General features: G+C 68.4%; 19 protein-coding genes. 7 read left to right on the top strand and 12 right to left on the bottom strand.

Translation table 11 applies throughout. From position 1 onward, the window contains the following. Positions 1-37: 37 nt before the first annotated feature. The 3 genes from EKE94_RS05725 to EKE94_RS05735 all read right to left on the bottom strand — a co-directional run bounded on the left by EKE94_RS05725 (position 38) and on the right by EKE94_RS05735 (position 3062). Entirely contained in the window at positions 38-2317 is a 2280-nt protein-coding gene (locus tag EKE94_RS05725) for an NADP-dependent malic enzyme (RefSeq protein WP_127905652.1), read from the bottom strand. Between the two features lie 189 nt (positions 2318-2506). Further along, a complete protein-coding gene (locus EKE94_RS05730) occupies positions 2507-2746 on the bottom strand; it encodes a DUF3072 domain-containing protein (protein ID WP_127905653.1) in 240 nt (79 codons plus the stop codon). A gap of 106 nt (positions 2747-2852) precedes the next feature. Then, positions 2853-3062 carry a DUF3072 domain-containing protein gene (locus EKE94_RS05735; RefSeq protein WP_127905654.1) on the bottom strand — a complete coding sequence of 70 codons (210 nt, stop codon included), beginning with the start codon at positions 3060-3062 and terminating at the stop codon, positions 2853-2855. 144 nt (positions 3063-3206) lie between these two features. Between EKE94_RS05735 and EKE94_RS05740 the strand changes: the two genes are divergently transcribed. The 6 genes from EKE94_RS05740 to EKE94_RS05765 all read left to right on the top strand — a co-directional run bounded on the left by EKE94_RS05740 (position 3207) and on the right by EKE94_RS05765 (position 9185). Continuing rightward, positions 3207-3599, top strand: coding sequence for a cytidine deaminase (locus EKE94_RS05740; RefSeq protein ID WP_127905655.1), 393 nt, complete (start codon positions 3207-3209; stop codon positions 3597-3599). A gap of 8 nt (positions 3600-3607) precedes the next feature. Beyond that, a complete protein-coding gene (locus EKE94_RS05745) occupies positions 3608-4933 on the top strand; it encodes a thymidine phosphorylase (RefSeq protein WP_127905656.1) in 1326 nt (441 codons plus the stop codon). Then, a complete protein-coding gene (locus tag EKE94_RS05750) occupies positions 4933-6126 on the top strand; it encodes a phosphopentomutase (RefSeq protein ID WP_127905657.1) in 1194 nt (397 codons plus the stop codon). Before EKE94_RS05745 ends, EKE94_RS05750 begins: the two co-directional genes overlap by 1 nt. After that, positions 6123-7109, top strand: a complete 987-nt coding sequence (locus EKE94_RS05755; RefSeq protein WP_127905658.1) for an adenosine deaminase — start codon at positions 6123-6125, stop codon at positions 7107-7109. The genes EKE94_RS05750 and EKE94_RS05755 overlap by 4 nt, the downstream gene beginning before the upstream one ends. After that, positions 7106-7744, top strand: coding sequence for a uracil phosphoribosyltransferase (gene upp / locus EKE94_RS05760; RefSeq protein WP_127905659.1), 639 nt, complete (start codon positions 7106-7108; stop codon positions 7742-7744). Before EKE94_RS05755 ends, upp begins: the two co-directional genes overlap by 4 nt. Positions 7745-7817: 73 nt before the next feature. Continuing rightward, positions 7818-9185, top strand: coding sequence for an SPOR domain-containing protein (locus EKE94_RS05765; protein WP_127905660.1), 1368 nt, complete (start codon positions 7818-7820; stop codon positions 9183-9185). A gap of 362 nt (positions 9186-9547) precedes the next feature. Here the strand turns inward: EKE94_RS05765 and EKE94_RS05770 are convergent, their stop codons facing one another. After that, positions 9548-10567, bottom strand: coding sequence for a hypothetical protein (locus tag EKE94_RS05770; RefSeq protein ID WP_127905661.1), 1020 nt, complete (start codon positions 10565-10567; stop codon positions 9548-9550). Between the two features lie 134 nt (positions 10568-10701). Here EKE94_RS05770 and EKE94_RS05775 point away from each other — a divergent pair, with 134 nt between their 5' ends. After that, positions 10702-11349: a sulfotransferase domain-containing protein gene (locus EKE94_RS05775; protein WP_127905662.1), complete on the top strand. Its 648-nt coding sequence runs from the start codon at positions 10702-10704 to the stop codon at positions 11347-11349. Here the strand turns inward: EKE94_RS05775 and EKE94_RS05780 are convergent. The 8 genes from EKE94_RS05780 to EKE94_RS05815 form a co-directional block, all read right to left on the bottom strand. Beyond that, positions 11346-13556, bottom strand: coding sequence for a 3-hydroxyacyl-CoA dehydrogenase NAD-binding domain-containing protein (locus EKE94_RS05780; RefSeq protein ID WP_127905663.1), 2211 nt, complete (start codon positions 13554-13556; stop codon positions 11346-11348). The genes EKE94_RS05775 and EKE94_RS05780 overlap by 4 nt on opposite strands. A 42-nt stretch (positions 13557-13598) precedes the next feature. Next, positions 13599-14024 (bottom strand): hypothetical protein, encoded by a 426-nt coding sequence (locus tag EKE94_RS05785; RefSeq protein WP_127905664.1) that lies wholly within the window; start codon positions 14022-14024, stop codon positions 13599-13601. Positions 14025-14223: 199 nt separating this feature from the next. Continuing rightward, positions 14224-15435, bottom strand: a complete 1212-nt coding sequence (locus EKE94_RS05790; protein ID WP_127905665.1) for an acetyl-CoA C-acetyltransferase — start codon at positions 15433-15435, stop codon at positions 14224-14226. Next, positions 15435-16109: a glutathione S-transferase family protein gene (locus EKE94_RS05795; RefSeq protein WP_127905666.1), complete on the bottom strand. Its 675-nt coding sequence runs from the start codon at positions 16107-16109 to the stop codon at positions 15435-15437. Before EKE94_RS05795 ends, EKE94_RS05790 begins: the two co-directional genes overlap by 1 nt. A gap of 292 nt (positions 16110-16401) precedes the next feature. Beyond that, a complete protein-coding gene (locus tag EKE94_RS05800) occupies positions 16402-16614 on the bottom strand; it encodes a hypothetical protein (RefSeq protein ID WP_127905667.1) in 213 nt (70 codons plus the stop codon). Between the two features lie 49 nt (positions 16615-16663). After that, on the bottom strand, positions 16664-18439 hold the full coding sequence (locus tag EKE94_RS05805) for an acyl-CoA dehydrogenase C-terminal domain-containing protein (RefSeq protein WP_127905668.1): 1776 nt from the start codon (positions 18437-18439) through the stop codon (positions 16664-16666). Between the two features lie 37 nt (positions 18440-18476). Next, positions 18477-18875 (bottom strand): MerR family transcriptional regulator, encoded by a 399-nt coding sequence (locus EKE94_RS05810; RefSeq protein ID WP_127905669.1) that lies wholly within the window; start codon positions 18873-18875, stop codon positions 18477-18479. Positions 18876-19057: 182 nt separating this feature from the next. After that, positions 19058-19435 carry a MerR family transcriptional regulator gene (locus EKE94_RS05815; protein WP_127905670.1) on the bottom strand — a complete coding sequence of 126 codons (378 nt, stop codon included), beginning with the start codon at positions 19433-19435 and terminating at the stop codon, positions 19058-19060. Between the last annotated feature and the right edge of the window lie 38 nt (positions 19436-19473).

Consider the following 19473-nt stretch of genomic DNA (forward strand, 5'->3'; position numbering starts at 1 on the left):
AAACCCCCGCGGCGCGCGGATCGTGTCCGCGCCGCCCTCAGCCGTAATGTGCCACCGGCGTGCCCGCCAGCGCGGACATGTTGAGAAGTCCGCGCGCGGTGATCGACGAGGTCACGATGTGGGCGCGGTTGCCCATGCCCATGAGGATTGGACCGACCTCGAGCCCGCCGGCCTTCATCTTCAGGATGTTCCGCACGCCCGAGGCCGCGTCGGAATTGGCGAAGACCAGCACGTTCGCGGCGCCCTCGAAGCGCGAGTTCGGGAAAATGCGGTCGCGCAGGTCTTGGTTCAGCGCCGCGTCGGTATGCATCTCACCCTCGTAGAGGAAATCGCGCGGCGCGGCGTCGAGCAGGGCCAGCGCGGCCCGCATCCGCCGGCCGCTTTCGCAATCGAGGTTGCCGAACTGCGAATGCGAGCAGAGCGCGATCTTGGGCTGCAGCCCGAAGCGCCGGACATGGCGGGCGGCTCCGATCACGGTTTCGGCAAGCTGTTCGGGCGTCGGCTCCTGGTGGACATGCGTGTCGGCGACAAACAGCGGCCCGTCCTCGAGGATCATCAGCGACAGCGCGGCGACGGGGCGCAGCGTCTCGGTCCCCAGCACCTGCCGGATGTAGTTGAGGTGCCACAGGTACTGCCCGAAGGTGCCGCAGATCATGCTGTCGGCCTCGCCTCTGTGCACCATCACCGCGGCGATGGCCGTGGTATTGGTGCGCATGATGGCGCGGGCCAGGTCCGGGGTCACGCCGCTGCGGGCCATGATGCCGTGATAGGTGGTCCAGTAGTCACGGTAACGGGGGTCGTTCTCGGGGTTCACGATCTCGAAGTCGACGCCCGGGCGGATCGGCAGACCGGCGCGTTCGGCGCGCGAGGCGATAACCTCGGGCCGGCCGATCAGGATCGGCGATTCCGTCGTCTCTTCCAGCATTGCCTGTGCGGCGCGCAGCACCCGCTCATCCTCGCCCTCGGCGAAGACGATGCGCCGTGTTGCGGTCGCGGCAGCGTCGAAGACCGGGCGCATGAGCAGCGTCGACTTGAACACCTGCGCGTCGAGCGACCGCTTGTAGGCCTCGAGATCCTCGATCGGGCGGGTCGCGACGCCGGTTTCCATCGCGGCCTTTGCCACGGCGCTGGCCACCACGCCCATCAGGCGCGGGTCGAAGGGCTTGGGGATCAGGTAGTCTCGGCCGAAGACCATGGGCTCGCCCTGGTAGGCTGCCGCGGCCTCGGCGCTGGTGGTGGCGCGGGCGAGGGCGGCGATGCCCTCGATACAGGCGATCTTCATCTCGTCGTTGATCGTCGTCGCGCCGACGTCCAGAGCGCCGCGGAAGATGAAGGGGAAGCACAGGACGTTGTTGACCTGGTTGGGATAGTCCGACCGCCCCGTGGCGATGATCGCCCCGGGGGCCGCGGCCTGGGCCACCTCGGGCACGATTTCGGGGTTGGGGTTGGCCAGCGCGAAGAGGATCGGGTCGAGCGCCATTTTCGCGACCATGTCCGAGGTCAGCACGTTCGGTCCGGAAAGCCCCAGGAACAGGTCAGCCCCCTCGACCACGTCGGCCAGAGCCCGCGGGCCGCCGGGCTGGGCATAGGCGGCCTTCTGCGGCGTCATCTCGGCTTCGCGGCCCTCGTGCACCAGCCCGTGCAGGTCGCACAGCCAGATATTCTCGCGCTTCACGCCGAGCTTCACCAGCATGTCGAGGCAGGCGATCCCGGCAGCGCCGCCGCCTGTCGACACGACCTTGATCTGGTCGAAGCTCTTGCCGGCCACGTGCAGCGCGTTGGTCGCCGCGGCGCCCACCACGATGGCGGTACCGTGCTGGTCGTCGTGGAAGACGGGGATGTTCATCCGCTCGCGGCAGATCTTCTCGACGATGAAGCAGTCCGGCGCCTTGATGTCCTCGAGGTTGATGGCCCCGAAGGTGGGCTCCAGCGCGCAGACGATCTCGGCCAGTTTCTCGGGGTCGGTTTCGCCCAGCTCGATGTCGAAGCAGTCGATATTGGCGAATTTCTTGAAGAGCACCGCCTTGCCCTCCATCACCGGTTTGGAGGCCAGCGCGCCGATATTGCCCAGGCCCAGCACCGCGGTCCCGTTCGACACAACCGCTACAAGGTTCCCGCGCGAGGTATAATCGCGGGCGGTCTGCGGGTCGGCCTTGATCTCAAGGCAGGCCTCGGCGACGCCCGGCGAATAGGCGCGCGAGAGGTCGCGGCCATTGGCCAGCGGCTTGGTGGCGCGCACCTCAAGTTTCCCGGGCTTCGGATGTGCGTGGTAATCCAGCGCCGCCTGGCGCAGCGCCTCGTTACGTTCGGTGCTCATGTGAACCTGCCTATCGGATGCTCTTAAGCGTCCGATAGCGGATCGCGGGGGCAGGGGAAAGCACGGCTCCTGCCGCAGTGCAGCACGAAGTGGGCGACGCTGCTGCCGGGTGAGGTTTGGCCAAGGGCCTTTTGCCGGCGGAGCCTTGCGGGCCCCGCCGGGCGTCTTGCTGCGGCGGGCGGGCGGGGGTCAGTTGCCGCGGCCGGTCTTTTCCTGCAACTCGTCAATCCGGCGCGAGGCGTCGGCCTTCGAAAGGTCGGGGTCGAACTCGACCCCCGCCTCCTGCGACAAGGTTTCGAGGTAGGAGGCCTGTGCCCCGGTCATCGGCTCGCCCCCCGTAGTCCAGTCTTCGACGGGCTTGTCGGCGTTCCCGGGCGTGTCGGTCTTGGGATGTTCGGTCGCGGTGTCAGGCGTGTCTTGCGTGCTCATCAGGCTGTCTCCGTTGTTTGTTCGTATAATGTTCCGTCCGGAAAAAGGTTCCCGTCGCCCGCGAATGGCCGGTGCCGCGGTCCTTTCGCGCGGGCGGACATCACCCTCAGCCTTTGGCCTTCAGCTCCTCGATCCGCGCGGCGGCGGCGTCCTGGGTGAGACTTTGGTCAAAGGCCTCGCCGTGTTCCTTGCTCAGCGCGGCCAGCTCATCGGCCTGTTCCGAGGTCATGGGCGCGTCGTCCTTGCCCGTGTCGGCGGTGGCGAAGGCGCCGGCGGGGCTGGCGGCGACGGCCAGCGGGTCGTTCTTGTCGCTCATGGCTTATCCTCCTGATCCTTTGGGAAACGAGCGGCCGGGGGGCGGAGTTCCGCAGGGTCCGGGCGCGCGCGGGGGATCTGGGGCCTTGCCCTTGGCGCCGGCATTGCCCACCATGTTCGCCACATCATTCGGAGAGCCGCCCCCATGTCGCTGATCGACGCCGCGCGCGAGGTGCGCGAAAACGCCTATGCCCCCTATTCCCGGTTCAAGGTGGGGGCCGCGCTGCGGACCGAGGCGGGCAATGTCTACAGGGGCGTCAACGTGGAAAACGTGGCCTATCCCGAAGGCACCTGCGCCGAGGCTGGCGCGATCGCGGCGATGGTCGCGGCGGGCGAGACCCGGTTCACCGAATGCGCCGTGATCGCCGACAGCCCCGACCCGGTTCCGCCCTGCGGCGGCTGCCGCCAGAAGCTGGCCGAATTCGCCGCGCCGGGGGCCCGGGTGACGCTGGCCACGACCTCGGGCAAGGAGCTGGTGATGACGGTGCCCGAGCTTCTGCCCGGGGCCTTCACCGCCGACCACATGGACGGGGCCTGAGGGCCGCGATGGATGCCCGCCGCGTCATAGCCGCCCTGCGCGAAGGGCGCGCCGGCCCCGATGAGCTGGCGTGGTTCGCGCGAGGACTGGCCAGCGGGGATGTCTCGGACGCGCAGGCGGGGGCTTTCGCGATGGCGGCCTTTCTCAAGGGGCTGGGGTCCGAGGGGCGCGTGGCGCTGACGCGGGCGATGCGCGACACGGGGCGCGTGCTTGACTGGGATCTGCCGGGCCCGGTTCTGGACAAGCATTCGACTGGCGGCGTGGGCGATTGCCTGAGCCTCGTGCTGGCACCGGCGTTGGCCGCGCTCGGGGCCTATGTGCCGATGATCTCGGGTCGGGGCTTGGGTCATACCGGCGGCACGCTCGACAAGCTCGAGGCGATCCCGGGCCTGAGCGTCGAGCAGGACGAAGCCGCACTGCGCCGGATCGTCGGCGAGACGGGGCTCGCCATCGTTGCCGCGACGCGCGACATCGCGCCGGCCGATCGCAGGCTTTACGCGGTGCGCGACGTAACCGCGACGGTCGAAAGCCTCGACCTGATCACCGCCTCGATCCTGTCGAAAAAGCTGGCGGCGGGGACGGACGCGCTGATCCTCGACGTCAAGATCGGCTCGGGCGCGTTCATGCAGACCGCGGAGGAGGCGCGCGCCCTGGCCCGCGCGTTGGGCGACACCGCGCGGGGGGCGGGCTGCCCTACCACCGCGCTGATCACCGATATGAGCCAGCCGCTGGCCCCCGCCATCGGCAACGCGGTCGAGGTCGCCTGCGCCATCGACACCCTGCGCGGGACGCCGGGGCCGCTGGCCGAGCTTGCCGCCGCGTTGGGCGGGCGGCTTCTGGCGCTGGCGGGCGCGTCCGGGAAGGGCGGGACCGGGGCGGGGCAGGGCACGGCCGACGAGGCCGCGGCGCGCATCGCCGAAACCCTGTCCTCGGGCGCCGCGGCGGACCGCTTTGCCGCGATGGTCGCGGCGCAGGGCGGGCCCGCGGACCTGCTGGACGCCCCCGATCGCCACCTGCCGCGCGCGCCGGTCACCTGCGACATCCTGGCCGAGGCTTCGGGCCACCTGGCGGCGATGGACGGGCGGGCGCTGGGCCTTGCCGCCATCGACCTCGGCGCCGGGCGGCGGCGCGAAAGCGACCGCGTCGATCCCGCCGTGGGCTTTTCCGACATCCTGCGACTGGGGGCAAAGCTTGACCCGGGCCAGCGGATCGCCCGCATCCACGCGGCCACCGACGACGCGGCGGCGCAGGCCGAGGCCGCGTTCCGCGCCGCGCTGCGTATCGAGGATGCGCCGCCCGACGTGCCCCCCCTTATTCATGAAGAGGTGTCCTGATGCCCCGTGCCTTTCTGGTGGTTCTCGACAGTGTCGGATGCGGCGGCGCGCCGGATGCCGCGGCCTTCGGTGACGCGGGCGCCAACACGCTGGGCCATATTGCCCAGGCCTGCGCCGCGGGTCGTGCCGAGACCGGGCGCAGCGGCCCGCTGCACCTGCCCAACCTCGACGCGCTGGGGCTGGGTGCTGCGATCCGGCTGGCCTCGGGCGACGCGACGCCGGGGCTCGAGGCCCTGCCGCGGGGCCGCTGGGGCGCGGCGACCGAGGTGTCGCAGGGCAAGGACACGCCCTCGGGCCACTGGGAACTGGCCGGCCTGCCGGTGCCCTGGGACTGGCACTATTTCCCGAACGAAACCCCGGCCTTCCCCGAGGATCTGTCGCAAGAGGTCGCGCGACTTGCGGGCACTGACGGGATCCTCGGCAATTGCCACGCCTCGGGCACCGCGATCATCGACGCGCTGGGCGACGAGCATCTGCGCACCGGCTGGCCGATCTGCTATACCTCGGTCGACAGCGTCTTCCAGATCGCCGCGCATGAAGAGGTCTTCGGCCTCGACCGCCTGCTGCAGCTTTGCCGGGATCTGGCCCCACAGTTGCACGCGATGAAGGTGGGCCGGGTGATCGCGCGGCCCTTCGTTGGCGGCCCGGGCGAGTTCACCCGCACCCGGAACCGCACCGATCTGGCCATCGCGCCGCCGCAGCCGACGCTGTGCGACTGGGTCACCGGGGCGGGCCGCACCGTCCATGGCATCGGCAAGATCGGCGACATCTTCTCGATGCAGGGGATCGCGACGACGGTGAAGGGTCCCGATGCCGAGCTTTTCGAGCATCTTTCCGACGCCGTCGCCACGGCCGGGGAGGGCAGCCTGACCTTCGCCAACTTCGTCGAATTCGACAGCATCTACGGCCATCGCCGCGACGTCGCAGGCTATGCCCGGCACCTCGAATGGTTCGATGCCGCCCTGCCGCGGCTGACGGGGGCGATGCGGGCGGATGATCTGCTTTGCATTACCGCCGACCATGGCAATGACCCGACATGGCGCGGCAGCGACCACACCCGCGAACGGGTGCCGGTGCTGATCCATGGCACGGGCGCGGGCGAGATCGGCCAGGTGGGCTATGCCGACGTGGGCGCCAGCATTGCCGCGCATCTGGGCGTGCCGGGGCAGGGCCCGGGGAGGAGTTTCCTGTGAGCGTCGCGTCGCTGCCCAAGGTCGAGCTGCACCTGCATCTGGAAGGTGCCGCGCCGCCGTCCTTCATCCGCGGGCTCGCCGCCGAGAAGCATGTCGACCTGACGGGGATCTTCGACACGCGCGGCCACTACGTCTACCGCGATTTCTGGGAGTTCCTGAAGGTCTACGAGGCCGCGACCGGCGTGCTGCAGTCCCCCGAGGATTACGCCCGCCTGACCCGCGCGGTGCTGGCCGACTGCGCCGCCTCGGGCGTGGTCTACGCCGAAACCTTCGTCTCGCCCGATTTCTGCGGCGGGCGCGACGTGGGGGCGTGGCGCGACTACCTCGCCGCGATCCGCGAGGCCGCCGAGGCGGCAGAGCGGTCCGACGGCATCACCCTGCGCGGCATCGTCACCTGCATCCGCCATTTCGGCCCCGAGAAGGCGCGCGAAACCGCGCTCTGCGCCGCCGAGACGGCGGGCGACTGGGTGGTGGGCTTCGGCATCGCCGGTGACGAACAGGCGGGGGCGCCCAAGGATTTCGCCTGGTCCTTCGACTGCGCGCGCGAGGCCGGGCTGCGGCTGACCGCGCATGCCGGCGAATGGGGCGGACCCGATGCGATCCGCGACACGCTGGCGGCGCTGCGTCCCGAACGGCTGGGCCATGGCGTCCGCGCGATCGAGGATCCCGCGCTGGTCGACAGGCTGGCCGAGGACGGCATCGTGCTCGAGGTCTGCCCGGGCTCGAACGTGGCGCTGGGGCTCTATCCCGGCTGGCGGTCGCATCCCATCGACCGGCTGGCGCGGGCGGGCTGCAAGGTCACGGTCTCGACCGACGATCCGCCTTTCTTCCACACGACGATGGCGCATGAATTCGAGCGGTTGCATGACGCTTTCGACTGGGACGAGGGGGAATTCGACCGCATCACCCGCACGGCGCTTGACGCCGTCTTCTGCGACGCCGACACGAAAGCCCGGATCGCAAAGAGACTGGAGCGCGCATGAGCCTTGCCGAACACCTGACCGTCGTCCGCCACCCGCTGGTGCAGCACAAGCTGACGCTGATGCGCGACCGCGACACGCCCACCGCCGTCTTTCGCCAGCTCCTGCGCGAGATCAGCCAGCTTCTGGCCTACGAGATCACCGGCCAGCTTGCGATGACCACGCGGCGCATCGAAACCCCGGTGCAGCCGATGGACGCCCCGGCGCTGGACGGGCGCAAGCTGGCGCTGGTGTCGATCCTGCGGGCGGGCAACGGCATGCTCGACGGGATGCTCGAGCTTATCCCCTCGGCCCGGGTGGGCTTTGTCGGGCTCTACCGCGACGAGGAGACGCTGAAGCCGGTCCAGTATTACTGCAAGCTGCCGACCGAGCTGGGCGAGCGGCTGGTGATCGCGGTCGACCCGATGCTCGCCACCGGCAATTCCTCGGTTGCGGCGATCGACCTTCTGAAGGAGCAGGGTGCGACGGATATCCGGTTCCTCTGTCTTCTGGCCGCGCCCGAGGGGGTCGAGCGGATGCGACAGGCGCATCCCGACGTGCACATCGTCACTGCCGCGCTGGACGAACGCCTCGACGACAAGGGGTACATCGTGCCGGGACTGGGCGACGCGGGCGACCGCATGTTCGGAACAAAGTGACGCATTGCGAAGCTTTACGCAGCGGCCGGGATCGGCCACTCTGACGACTATGGACTGTGCTGGGGGGCACGTGATGACACGACATGGACGCTTTGCGCTGGCGCTGATCGCTGCCACGATCGGCCTCGGCGCTCCGGTGCTGGCCCAGGACGGGCCGGCCGAAACGCCGCCCGACCGTTTCGAGGGGCGGGAATACGTGGACAGCGCGGGATGCGTCTTTGTCCGCGCGGGCTATGACGGCGCGGTCACCTGGGTGCCGCGACTGACCGCGGATCGCGAGCCGCTTTGCGGGCGCGACCCGACCGAGGTTACCTCGGGCACCGGCGCCCCCGCGGCGCCCGCCCCGCTGCCGCAGGTGGCCACGGATACCGCGCCCAGCGTGGCACCGCCGCCGCAGGGGGCGCGTGCCGCGACCCGCGACACCGCGCAGGCCAGCACCACCGATGCGCCCCGAGACGGCGCCGAAGACGCGACCGACGTGGCGGACGCGGCAGCCGACACCGCCCGGGACGATGGCGCGCCGGTGGTTGCTGCGGAACCCGCGGCCGACCCCGCGTCCTCGCCCTTCCGCCGGGCCGACACGCTTCGCGATGCGAAAAGCCCGCAGATAGCCGACCGGGGCACCCGGGCGACGCGGACCCGTGCCGCGACCGTCAGGCAACGCACCGCCCACGCAGCGGCGCCGGTCCCGCGGTCGATACGCAAGACCTACCCCGCGCCGGTTCACAAGGTCCGGAACGTCACCGTCTCGCCCAAGGCGGCGGCGACGGCGGCGATGCTTCCCGACGTGGTGCAGGCCCCGCAGCCGCGCCCGGTGACGACGCCCAAGGGGTACGAACCCGCGTGGGAGGACGGGCGTCTGAACCCGCATCGCGGCAAGCAGACATTCTCGGGCGCCGTGCAGACCGCGCTGGTCTGGACGCAGACCGTGCCGCGGCGGCTGGTCGACAAGCGGACGGGCCGGGATGTCACGCGCGACTACAACTACCTCGTTTTCCCCTACACCGATTATCACAAGCAGCAGCGCGATCTCGAAGGCGGACTGCACGTGGTCGTCCGCACCCAGTCGGGCGACCGCATGATCGTCGAGAAAAGCCGCCTTCGCACCCGGTCCGGCACGTCGCTGCAGGGCGGGGCGGCAGTGGTGCCGTCCTCGAAATCGTCGGTGACACCGCGCACCCCGGCCGGGCCCGCCCCCCGCCACACCGCGCAGTCCGCCGCGGGCGGTGCAGGGCGCTATGTGCAGGTCGGCAGCTTTGCCAATGCCGCGAATGCCGAGGCCACCGCGCAGCGCCTCTCGGGCGCCGGCTATCCAGTGCGGATGGCCCGGTCGGGTGGCCTGCGGGTGGTCATGGCCGGCCCCTTCACGGAGGCGGCGGCGCTGCAACAGGCCCTGACCGCGGCCCGTCGCTCAGGCTTTCGCGACGCCTTCGTGCGCTGAGCCAAAGCCGTCTTCCGGCCCCGGGGCGGGAAAGTCCGCCCGGGGGCGGATGACATCGCCGGCAGTCTGTCGTGCGAGCCGCAGGGCCCTGTAGTCGGGCCCGGGCCCGCCCTGTCGGTCGGCAGAGGCCATCGCGCGACCTGTCTCGCCGGTCACGAAGGGTCCGTCGGAGCGTGGATCTGCGACGGAGGTGCGTGTGCAAGGACCGGGCATGATCACCACGTAAATCGTGATACATCGAGAATCGCGATTTTCCGTCGCGGCCCGGTCCACCATTTCCACGGGCCTGCGCCGCCCCCCGTGCCGTGCCGCCACGTTGCCCGGCCGGTCCGGGGGATCTCCGGCAAGACCCTGCTTTCGGGCTATTCTCCGCAGATGCCCTGCAACAGGACCCAGTCGCGGTCCGACAGCACGGGGCTGCGGTCATCGGGATCGACGGGATCGGCCTCGATCAGTTCCAGTACCGACTCGCCCGACAGATCCAGCGCGTAGGCATAGGGCTTTACGCTGATCCGTGCCTGCGCGAAGCGCGGCAGCAGAAGGTCCAGCGCCACCGGCTGGGGCGGGGCGGCGACGATATCCTCGGCATAGGCGCGCAGAACCTCTTCGGTCAGGTGTCCGCGCGTCAGCAGCCGAACGGCGGCCATCGGGCCCACATGCTCCAGCATCGCGGCCAGCGGGTCGGCGGCGTCGGCGCGTGCCATCTCGGCCAGGACGAAGCCCGCGGCGGGTTCGGGCGACTCGTAATCCTCGATCAGGGCCCGGTCGATCAGGATTAGCCCGCCGGGCAGGTGTTCGCTGGTCGACACCATGCCGGGTAGAACCAGCAGCCGGCGCCGGCTGTCATCGGGGAAGATGCGCCGCGAAAAGCTGCGCAGCGCGGCGGTGGCCGACCGGTTGGTGCAGGCGGGCCCCGAGATCCGCTGGATTTCGGACAGCAGCTCGGCCCCGATCTCGGCCCGTGCCGCCTGCGGCACGACCGAGACGGTATGGCGGATGATGGCGTCAGGCAGCCAGAAGACGGCCAGCAGGATCACCGCGACCAGCCCGGCCGTCAGGATCGTGCGGCGCAGCCAGCCGCGCCGGGGCCGGCGCCGGGCCAGGGCACTGCGCACCTTCTCGATCGCATCGATCATCGTGGGATCGTCGATCTCCAGCTCGTCCGAGGCATCGGCGCCGGGGGTATAGAGCGCGGGCAGCTGGCCGGGATTGCGCCGCTCGATCGCGGGCAGCGACCAGTGGGCCAGAGCGACGTCGTTCATGTCGGTCAGGATCAGGCTGGCCGACCCGAATGAGACGACGACTTCGCGGCGCTGCATGTAATGCGCCACCCGCCACAATCCCCGGGCCTCGAGCTTTTCGTATTCTGCGAGCGCGGTCATAGACCTGCCATGCGGGACCCCTTGCCCGTACCTGAACGTGAGCACGAGATAGACCGTTCACGGGGCGGCGGCAACGCGGTCCTTGCACCTGCACGCTCTGGCCAGCGATGGCGCGGCGGCGCTATGATCCGCGCATGATCCTGTCGCCCGGCCGCCGCTATGTTTTCGTGCACATCCCAAAGACCGGCGGCACCGCGCTGACGCTGGCGCTGGAGGGGCGGGCGATGCGCGACGACATCCTGATTGGCGACACGCCCAAGGCGCGACGACGGCGCGGACGGCTGGCGGGCCTCGCCACGCGCGGTCGGGTGTGGAAGCATGCGACCCTTGCCGACATCGAAGGCGCGCTGCCGCCCGAGACGCTGGCGTCCTGCCGGGTGGTCACGCTGGTGCGAAACCCGTGGGACCGGATGGTCAGCTATTACCACTGGCTGCGGGCGCAAAGCTTTGCGCATCCCGCGGTCGGGCGCGCGCAGTCGATGCCGTTCACGGCGTTCCTGCGCCATCCCGACACGCAGGCGGCGCTGCGCGCGCATCCCTATGGCAGCTATGTAACGGGCTCTGACGGGCAGGAGCGCGAGACGCTTTTCCTGCGCCTGGAACACCTTGAGACGGACCTGCCCCGGTTCGAGGCGCACTTGGGCTTCACGCTGCGGCCGCTGCCGCGGGCCAATACCTCGGACCGCGAGGCGGGGTATCGCCTTTATTACACGCCCGAGACCGCGGCGCTGGTGGGGGCGCTCTGCGCCGAGGACGCAGAGCGCTTTGGTTACAGCTTCTAGGCCGCTTCGGCCGCGGCGGGGGCAAAGCGGGCGTAGAACCCGGTGCCCGCCCCGGCGATGTCGCGCAGAAGGTCCGGCGCGGCAAAGCGGGGCCCGTGCCGGGCGGCAAGATCGTCGCAGATCTCGACCGCGCGTGCCGCACCGATCCGGTCGAGCCAGGCAAAGGGCCCGCCCGACCAGGGTGCAAAGCCCCATCCCAGGATTGCGCCCACGTCGCCTTCGCGGATGTCGGTCAACACACCCTCCTCCAGCGCGCGCACGGCTTCGAGCACCTGTGCGAAGAGAAGGCGATGCTGCACCTCGGTCACCTCGGGGTGGCTGTCGGCGGCCGGGTGGCGTTCGGACAGCCCTTCCCACAGGCCCGTGCGCTTGCCCTTGTCGTCGTAGGCATAGAAGCCCGCGCCCGACTTGCGCCCCAACCGGCCCGCATCGGCCAGCCAGAACATCAGGTCATCCACCGGCGCCATGTCGGCGGGATAGGCGTCGCCCATCCCGGACTTGGTCGCCTTGGCGATTTTTACGGCAAGGTCGATCGACGTCTCGTCAATCAGCTGCAGCGGGCCCAGCGGCATGCCGACCATGCGCGCGGCATTCTCGATCAGCGCGGGCGGCACGCCTTCGGTCACCATCCGCGCGCCTTCGTTCAGGTAGGGAATGATGCAGCGGTTCGCGTAGAAGAACCGCGCATCATTGACGACGATCGGCGTCTTGCGGATCTGGCGCACGAAATCCAGCGCCTTGGCAACGGCGCGGTCGCCCGACTTTGCGCCCTTGATGATCTCGACCAGCATCATCTTGTCGACGGGGCTGAAGAAGTGGATGCCGATGAACTGCTCGGGGCGGGCGCTGGCCTTCGCCAGCTCGGTGATCGGCAGGGTCGAGGTGTTGGTGGCAAAGATGCAGTCCTCGCCCACCACGGCCTCGACCTTCTGCGTGATCTCGGCCTTGACGCCGGGGTCCTCGAACACCGCCTCGACGATCAGGTCGCAGCCCGCCAGCGCGGCGGTGTCGGTGGTGGCGGTGATGCGGTCAAGCACCTGCGCCTTCTTCTCCTCGGTCACCTTGCGGCGCTGGATGCCCTTGTCGAGGATGCCCTCGGAGTAGGCGCGGCCCCGGTCGGCGGCCGCCTGGTCCTGGTCCAGCAAGACGACCTCGATACCCGCATTGGCGGCGACGTAGGCGATGCCCGCGCCCATCATGCCCGCGCCCAGCACGCCCAGTTTGCGCACCGTCTGGTCGGGCGCCTCGGGCCGGTTCGCGCCTTTCTCAAGCGCCTGCTTGTTCAGAAACAGCGACCGGATCATCGCCGAGGATGTCGGGTCGAGCAGGATCTGCGTGAAATACCTCGCCTCGATCTTCAGCGCAGTGTCGAAGGGCACCATCGCGCCTTCGTAGACGGCAGACAGCAGCGCCTGCGCGGCGGGATAGACGTTCTGCGTGCGTCCCGCGATCATCGCCGAGGCGCCGACGAAGGTCTGGAAGCCCGCGGGATGATAGGGCGCGCCGCCCGGCATCTTCCAGCCCTTCTGATCCCAGGGCTTCACACAGTCGCTGTCCTTGGCTTCAAGCACCCAAGCCTTGGCGCGGTCCAGCAGCTCGTCATGGGCGACGACCTCGTCGACCAGGCCGGTCATCCTGGCGGCCTTCGGGTCGAACATCTTGCCTTCCAGCAGGACGGGGGCCGCCGCCATGGCGCCCAGCATCCGCGAGACTCGCGTGGTGCCGCCGGCGCCGGGGAACAGGCCGACCTGGATCTCGGGCAAGCCGATCTTGGCCTTGGCGCCGTCGGTCATGAAGCGGCGGTGACAGGCCAGCGCGATTTCGGTCCCGATGCCTGCGGCGGTGCCATTGATGGCACAGGCGACGGGCTTTGCGCCCTTGAGCGTCTTGGGGTCCATGCCCGCCCGCTCGATCTTGCGTAGGATGCGGTGGCCTTCCATCGTGAAGTCGAACAGCGCGCGCGCCGGATCGCTGCCGGCGCTGTCGCGGATGCCCGCCAGCACGTTCAGATCCATCCCCCCGGCAAAGCCTTCCTTGCCCGAGGTGATGACGATCCCGCGCACCGCCTCGTCGGCCAGTGCCTGGTCGAGGAACCCCTCGACCTCGGCCAGGGCCTCGGCCCGCAGGACGTTCATGGATTTACCCGGCACGTCCCAGGTCAGGATCGCGACGCCGTCGTCGTCGACGTGATAGGTGAAGTCGCTCATGACAAAGCTCCTTGGTTCGGGGCTGCGGTTGTCGCGTCTGGGTCAGAAATGCAGTCCATGCGCTTCGAGCAGGTCGCGCGCAAAGGCGATGTCGCCGGCTTGAAGTTCGACAAGCTCGGTCTGGAGAAGCCCATCGGACGCCCAGCGGCAGAAATAGAGGATCTGCAGCGGCGTGGCCGGGTCGGGCGGGCCGTCCAAGTGCCAGTCGACGCAGATCGGAAAGCGCCCGTCGTTTTCGCTTCCGACAAACGCCATGTGGGCATCGAGCCGGACGACACCCATCGATTCCAGCCTGTCGCGCAGTTGCGAGAGGTAGGAGTGCAGGACGTCCGAGGTTTCGATGACGTAGATGTCTGACCCGACATAGATCGGCAGCGGCAGGGTGTAGCAGGCGGACAGGACGTCGAACCGGCGGTGAAAGAAGTCCTCGCCCTGGGTTTCAAAAAACTTTTTAACGGTCTCGACCATTCAGACACACCCTCCGAAATCTGCCGGATCGGCGGGTGCCACCATCGCGTGAACGACGCGTCGTTTGCAACCATCGGACGACTGTCGTAGGGCCGGCTCGTCCTTCGGGTGGCGCGTACTGCCTGTGCGCCGGGTGTTGATGCGCCGCGTCCCCGGCATTGCCTGGGACGCGGTTCGAACTGGGGGAGGGCGACCACGCTCACACCCGTTCGATGATCGTTGCGGCGCCCATGCCCGAGGCGACGCAGAGCGTGGCGAGCCCGGTCTCGCGGTCGCTGCGCTCCATCTCGTCCAGGAGCGTGCCGAGGATGATGGCTCCGGTCGCGCCCAGGGGGTGCCCCATGGCGATCGCGCCACCGTTGACGTTGACCCGGGCCGGGTCCACCTCGAACGCCTGCATGAAGCGCAGGACCACGGCGGCGAAGGCTTCGTTGACCTCGAAAAGGTCGATGTCCGAAATCTTCATGCCCGAGTCGGCCAGGATCTTCTCGGTCACCGGCACCGGGCCCGTCAGCATGATCGTGGGATCCGTGCCGATCTTGGCCGAGGCGCGGATGCGGGCGCGCGGATTTAGCCCGTGACGCTCGCCGAACTCCTTCGAGCCGAGGAGGATGGCAGCTGCCCCGTCGACGATGCCGCTGGAATTGCCGGCGTGGTGGACATGGTTGATGCGTTCGAGATGCGGATATTTCATCAGCGCTATCTTGTCGAAGCCGGGCATCGTCTCGCCCATGTCCTGGAAGGCGGGCTTGAGCGATCCCAGCGTCTGCATGTCTGTGTCCGGGCGCAGGTATTCGTCGCGCTCAAGGATCGGCAGGCCGTTGCGGTCGCGCACGGGCACGACGCTGCGGTGGAACCGGCCATCCTCCCACGCGGCGGCGGCGCGCTTCTGGCTTTCGACGGCCAGCGCGTCCGCGTCTTCGCGCGAAAAGCCGTATTCGGTGGCGATGATGTCGGCCGAAATGCCCTGCGGGACGAAATAGCTGTCCATGGCAATGCTGGGGTCGACGGCGATGGCCGCCCCGTCAGATCCCATGGGCACGCGGCTCATCATCTCGACCCCGCCGGCAATGTAGCCCGCGCCCGCTCCGGCGCGGATCTGGTTGGCGGCAAGGTTTACCGCCTCAAGCCCGCTGGCGCAGAACCGGTTGATCGACAGCCCCGGGATCCGCTGGTCAAGGTCCGAGGCCAGAACCGCGGACCGCGCGAGGCAGCCGCCCTGTTCGCCCACCTGCGTGGCGTTGCCCCAGATCACGTCCTCAACGGCGTGTCCCTCAAGCTCGTTTCGGCCCTTGATCGCGTTCAGCATCTCGGCCGACAGGCGCAGGCTGGTCACCTCGTGCAGCGAACCGTCCTTTCGGCCGCGGCCGCGCGGCGAGCGGACGGCGTCGTAGATATAGGCGTCGGTCATCAGGCCTCCTTCCCGGCACGCTCAGACGGATTGCCGGGCATCAGATCATAGGGATGTTTCCAGCCGGGCAAGGCGGCGATTCCGTCCAGCCAGCGGGCGATGTTGGGCCATTCGGCCCGGTCGAAGCCGAAGGGCTCGGGGTAGTAGAGGTATCCGCAGCACGAGAAATCGGCGTTGGTCGGCGCGGCGCCGGCGATCCAGTCGCGGCTGGCGAGATGCGCGTCGAGCGTCGCGAAGGCGCCGCGCAGTCGGCCCTTCAGCCAGTCGATGACCTCGACCGAGCGCTTCTCCTCGGGCAGGAAGTTCATCTGGAACCGCAGGGCGCCGGCCATCGACGACAGCTTGTGATTGTCCCACAGAACCCAGCGCAGGATCTCGCGGTCCTCGATCGGGTCGGTGCCGCCGAACCGCTTGGTATGGTCCGAGATCCACTGCTGCATGACGCCCGATTGCGTCATGACGAGGGTGTCGACGCAGCTGTCGTCGTCAGGATCGCAGGGTGCGATCATCACCGGGACCTCGCCCATCGGGTTGATCCTGCGGAACGCATCGGTTCGCGTCTCGCCGTTGAAGAAATCGACGAAGACCGGCTCCCACGCGAGGCCGGAGAATTCCAGGGGCAGTGCAGCCTTGTAGGCGTTGCCGCTCTCTCCAAAACAGTAAAGCTTGATCATCGGGGGCCTTCCCTTGCCGGTGTCGGAGCGGGGGTTTTCCACCCCCGCACCCCCGGAGAGTATTTGCAAAGAGAAGAAACGGGGTAAGATTTCTTTAACCGAACCCCTGTCAGCCTTGGCGCGCGGTACAGCCTGGAGAGGCGATGACCGCAAGAGGAGAAGCCGCCCCGTCGACCGACCCCGAAAAGGTCCGCATTGAGTTGCAGGCGTCGACGGGGCGCACCGCCCCTGCCTTCTTCTCTTTCAAAATACTCCCGCCGGAGGCGGTCCCGTCCCTCAAGCCCGCGCCGCATCATCGTTTCCTCGTATCCAGGTCGGAATTGAAGATCCGCAGTCGGTGGGTCAGCGTGTCGGTGTCCGTCACGCTGTCGAAGTTCTCGAACAGGAACGACAGAGCCTCGCCCTCGTCCAGGCCGGCTTCGGCCGCGAATTTCCGCAGGCGGCGGTAGCCGTCTTCGGTCATCGCGGCCGGGAAGCGGCGCGTCAGGCGAAAGCGTTTCGGCATCGTCGTCCTCCTCCCAAAGGGCCTGCCGGGGTCAGGGGGCGCGGCGGACCTAGAACTGTGCCTCGTCCAGCGCCATCACGGTGTCGGCGCCCGACCGGATGCGGGCGAGGTGCATCCCCGTGGCCGGCAGGTGGCGCTCCATGTAATAGCGGCCCGTCGCGATCTTGGCCTTGAGAAACTCGGGGTTGCCTTGACCTGCGTCAAGCCCGGCACCTGCGGCGCGCGCCATCCGGGCCCACATCAGGCCCAGGCAGACATGCCCGAAGAGGTGCATGAAGTCGTAGGACCCAGCCAGAGCATCATTGGGCGACTTGGCGCCGCGTTCCATGAAGAACATGCCGGCCGCCTGCAGGTCTTTCGACGCCGCCTTGAGCGGCTCGTGGAAGCCTGCGAGATGCGGGTCCTCGGCCGAGTCCTTCAGGAAGGATTTCACCAGCTCGAAGAAGCCCATCACGTGCTTGCCGCCGTCGCGGGCCAGCTTGCGGCCCACGAGGTCGAGCGCCTGGATGCCGTTCGCGCCTTCGTAGATCATCGCGATACGGGCGTCGCGGGCGAACTGCGACATGCCCCATTCTTCGATATACCCGTGCCCGCCGTAGATCTGCTGGGCCTGAATGGCCATGTCGAAGCCCTTGTCGGTCAGGAAGCCCTTGATCACCGGGGTGAGGAGCGAGATCAGGCCCTCGGCCTCTGCATCCTCGGACCGCATGTGGCGGTCGATCAGGTGCGCCCCCCAGAAGGTGAAGGCGCGGGCGCCTTCGACGAAGCTCTTCTGGTCCATCAGCGACCGGCGGATGTCGGGATGCACGATGATCGGATCGGCGGGGCCGTCGGGGTTCTTCGCGCCAGTCACGTCGCGCCCCTGCAGGCGATCCTGCGCGTAGTCGACGGCATTCTGGTAGGCGGCGACCGCCTGGGCATAGCCCTGCAGGCCGACGCCCAGCCGCGCCTCGTTCATCATCGTGAACATGGCGCGCATTCCCTTGTGTTCCTCGCCCAGAAGGAACCCGGTGGCACCGTCATAGTCCATGACGCAGGTGGCATTGCCGTGAATGCCCATCTTCTCTTCGATCTTCGAACAGGTGACGCCGTTGCGGTCGCCGAGGCTGCCATCCTCGTTGACCATGAACTTGGGCACGATGAAGAGCGAGATGCCTTTCGTGCCCTCGCCCCCGCCCGGCGCCTTCGCCAGCACGAGGTGGACGATGTTGTCGGCCATGTCGTGTTCGCCGGCCGAGATGAAGATCTTCTGCCCGGTGATGCGATACGACCCGTCGTCCTGCGGCTCGGCCTTTGTGCGCATGATGCCAAGATCCGTCCCCGCGTGGGGCTCGGTCAGGTTCATCGTGCCGGTCCAGTCGAGCGACACCATCTTGGGCAGATAGGTCTCCTTCTGCGCCTGGGTGCCGTGGGTCAGGATCGCCGAGATCGCGCCATGGGTCAGCCCCTGGTACATGTTCAGCGCCATGTTGGCCGACACCATCATCTCGCCCACCGCGGTGGACATGAGGTAGGGTAGGTCCTGACCGCCGAACTCCTCGGGCAGGTCGAGCCCGTTCCAGCCGCCCTCGCGCAGTTTGCCGAAGGCCTCGGAAAAGCCTTCGGGTGTGCGCACCACGCCGTTTTCCAGCCGGCACCCCTGGCGGTCGCCGATGGCGTTGAGCGGCGCAAGCACGCCCGCGGCCAGCTTGCCCGCCTCCTCGAGGATCGCGGCGGTGGTGTCGCGGTCGAGCATGTCGTAGCCCGGCACCTCGGCCCGATCGACCTGCAGCACGTCGTGCAGCAGGAATTGCATGTCTTCGGCAGGGGCCCGGTAGGTCGGCATCGATCTCTCCTCCTCGATGGTGCCGTGGCAGGCGATACTATTCGGCGGCGGTCTTGTGCACCTTTGCGTTCAGAACACCGTCGTCGTGCTGCATCGTCTGTTGCAGGTCTTCGATCGCCTCGCTCAGCGCGTCCCGCTCGGCGATCATCTCGGCCAGTCGCGCCTGGGCGACCTCGCGCGCGGCGGCAACCTGGCGGCGCGGCCCGTCATCCTGATCGTAGAGGTCCAGCAGCTGCCGGATCTCTTCGAGGCTGAAGCGGAAACGCTTGCCCCTCTGGATCAGCTTCAGGCGCGCGCGGTCGCGACGATCAAACAGGCGTTTCTGGCCTTCGCGGCGCGGAAACAGCAGTTCCTTCGCCTCGTAGAAGCGCAGGGTGCGGGGGGTCACGTCGAACGTGTCGCACATCTGCCGGATCGTCATCAGGTTCTCACTCATCAGTGGCTCCCGGTGGTGTTGGAAAGGCCCCGGAATGCGCGTTTCGAAGACAGCTTACAAGACCGGGTTGCCCACGCGTAATGACAACGTGACGTCATTTACCGGCCGGTAAAATCTTAGGAATACGAAACCGGGAAAAGTGGTAACTTTCTGAGGTTTATCGGCCGCAAGCCAATCGCCCGTCAGCTGTCCCGCCCGAGTTTTGCCGCCACGTCATCGCGCAGCTGCTGCAGGTCGGCAATCGACCGGTCGAGCGATTCGCGTTCTTCGGCCAGCGCGGCCAGCTGCCGGTCGGCCATGCCGATCCACGCCGCGTTCTGCGCGCGGCTGCCCTCGGTATCATAGATTTCCAGCCACTGCCGGATCTCTTCCAGGCTGAAGCCGAAGCGGCGACCGCGCAGGATCAGCGTCATGCGGGCGATGTCGCGGCCGTTGTAGAACCGGCTGCGGCCTTCCCGCTGCGGCTCCAGCAGCTCGATATACTCGTAGTACCGCAGGGTGCGGGGGGTGACCTCGAAACGGGCGCACATCTCCTTGAAGGTCAGGCGTTGATCGGACATCGGCGCGGCTTTCGTGGGACGAGGGGTCGAGGGCGGAC

It is taken from the genome of Mesobaculum littorinae, assembly GCF_004011175.1.
Classification (GTDB): Bacteria; Pseudomonadota; Alphaproteobacteria; order Rhodobacterales; family Rhodobacteraceae; genus Tranquillimonas; species Tranquillimonas littorinae.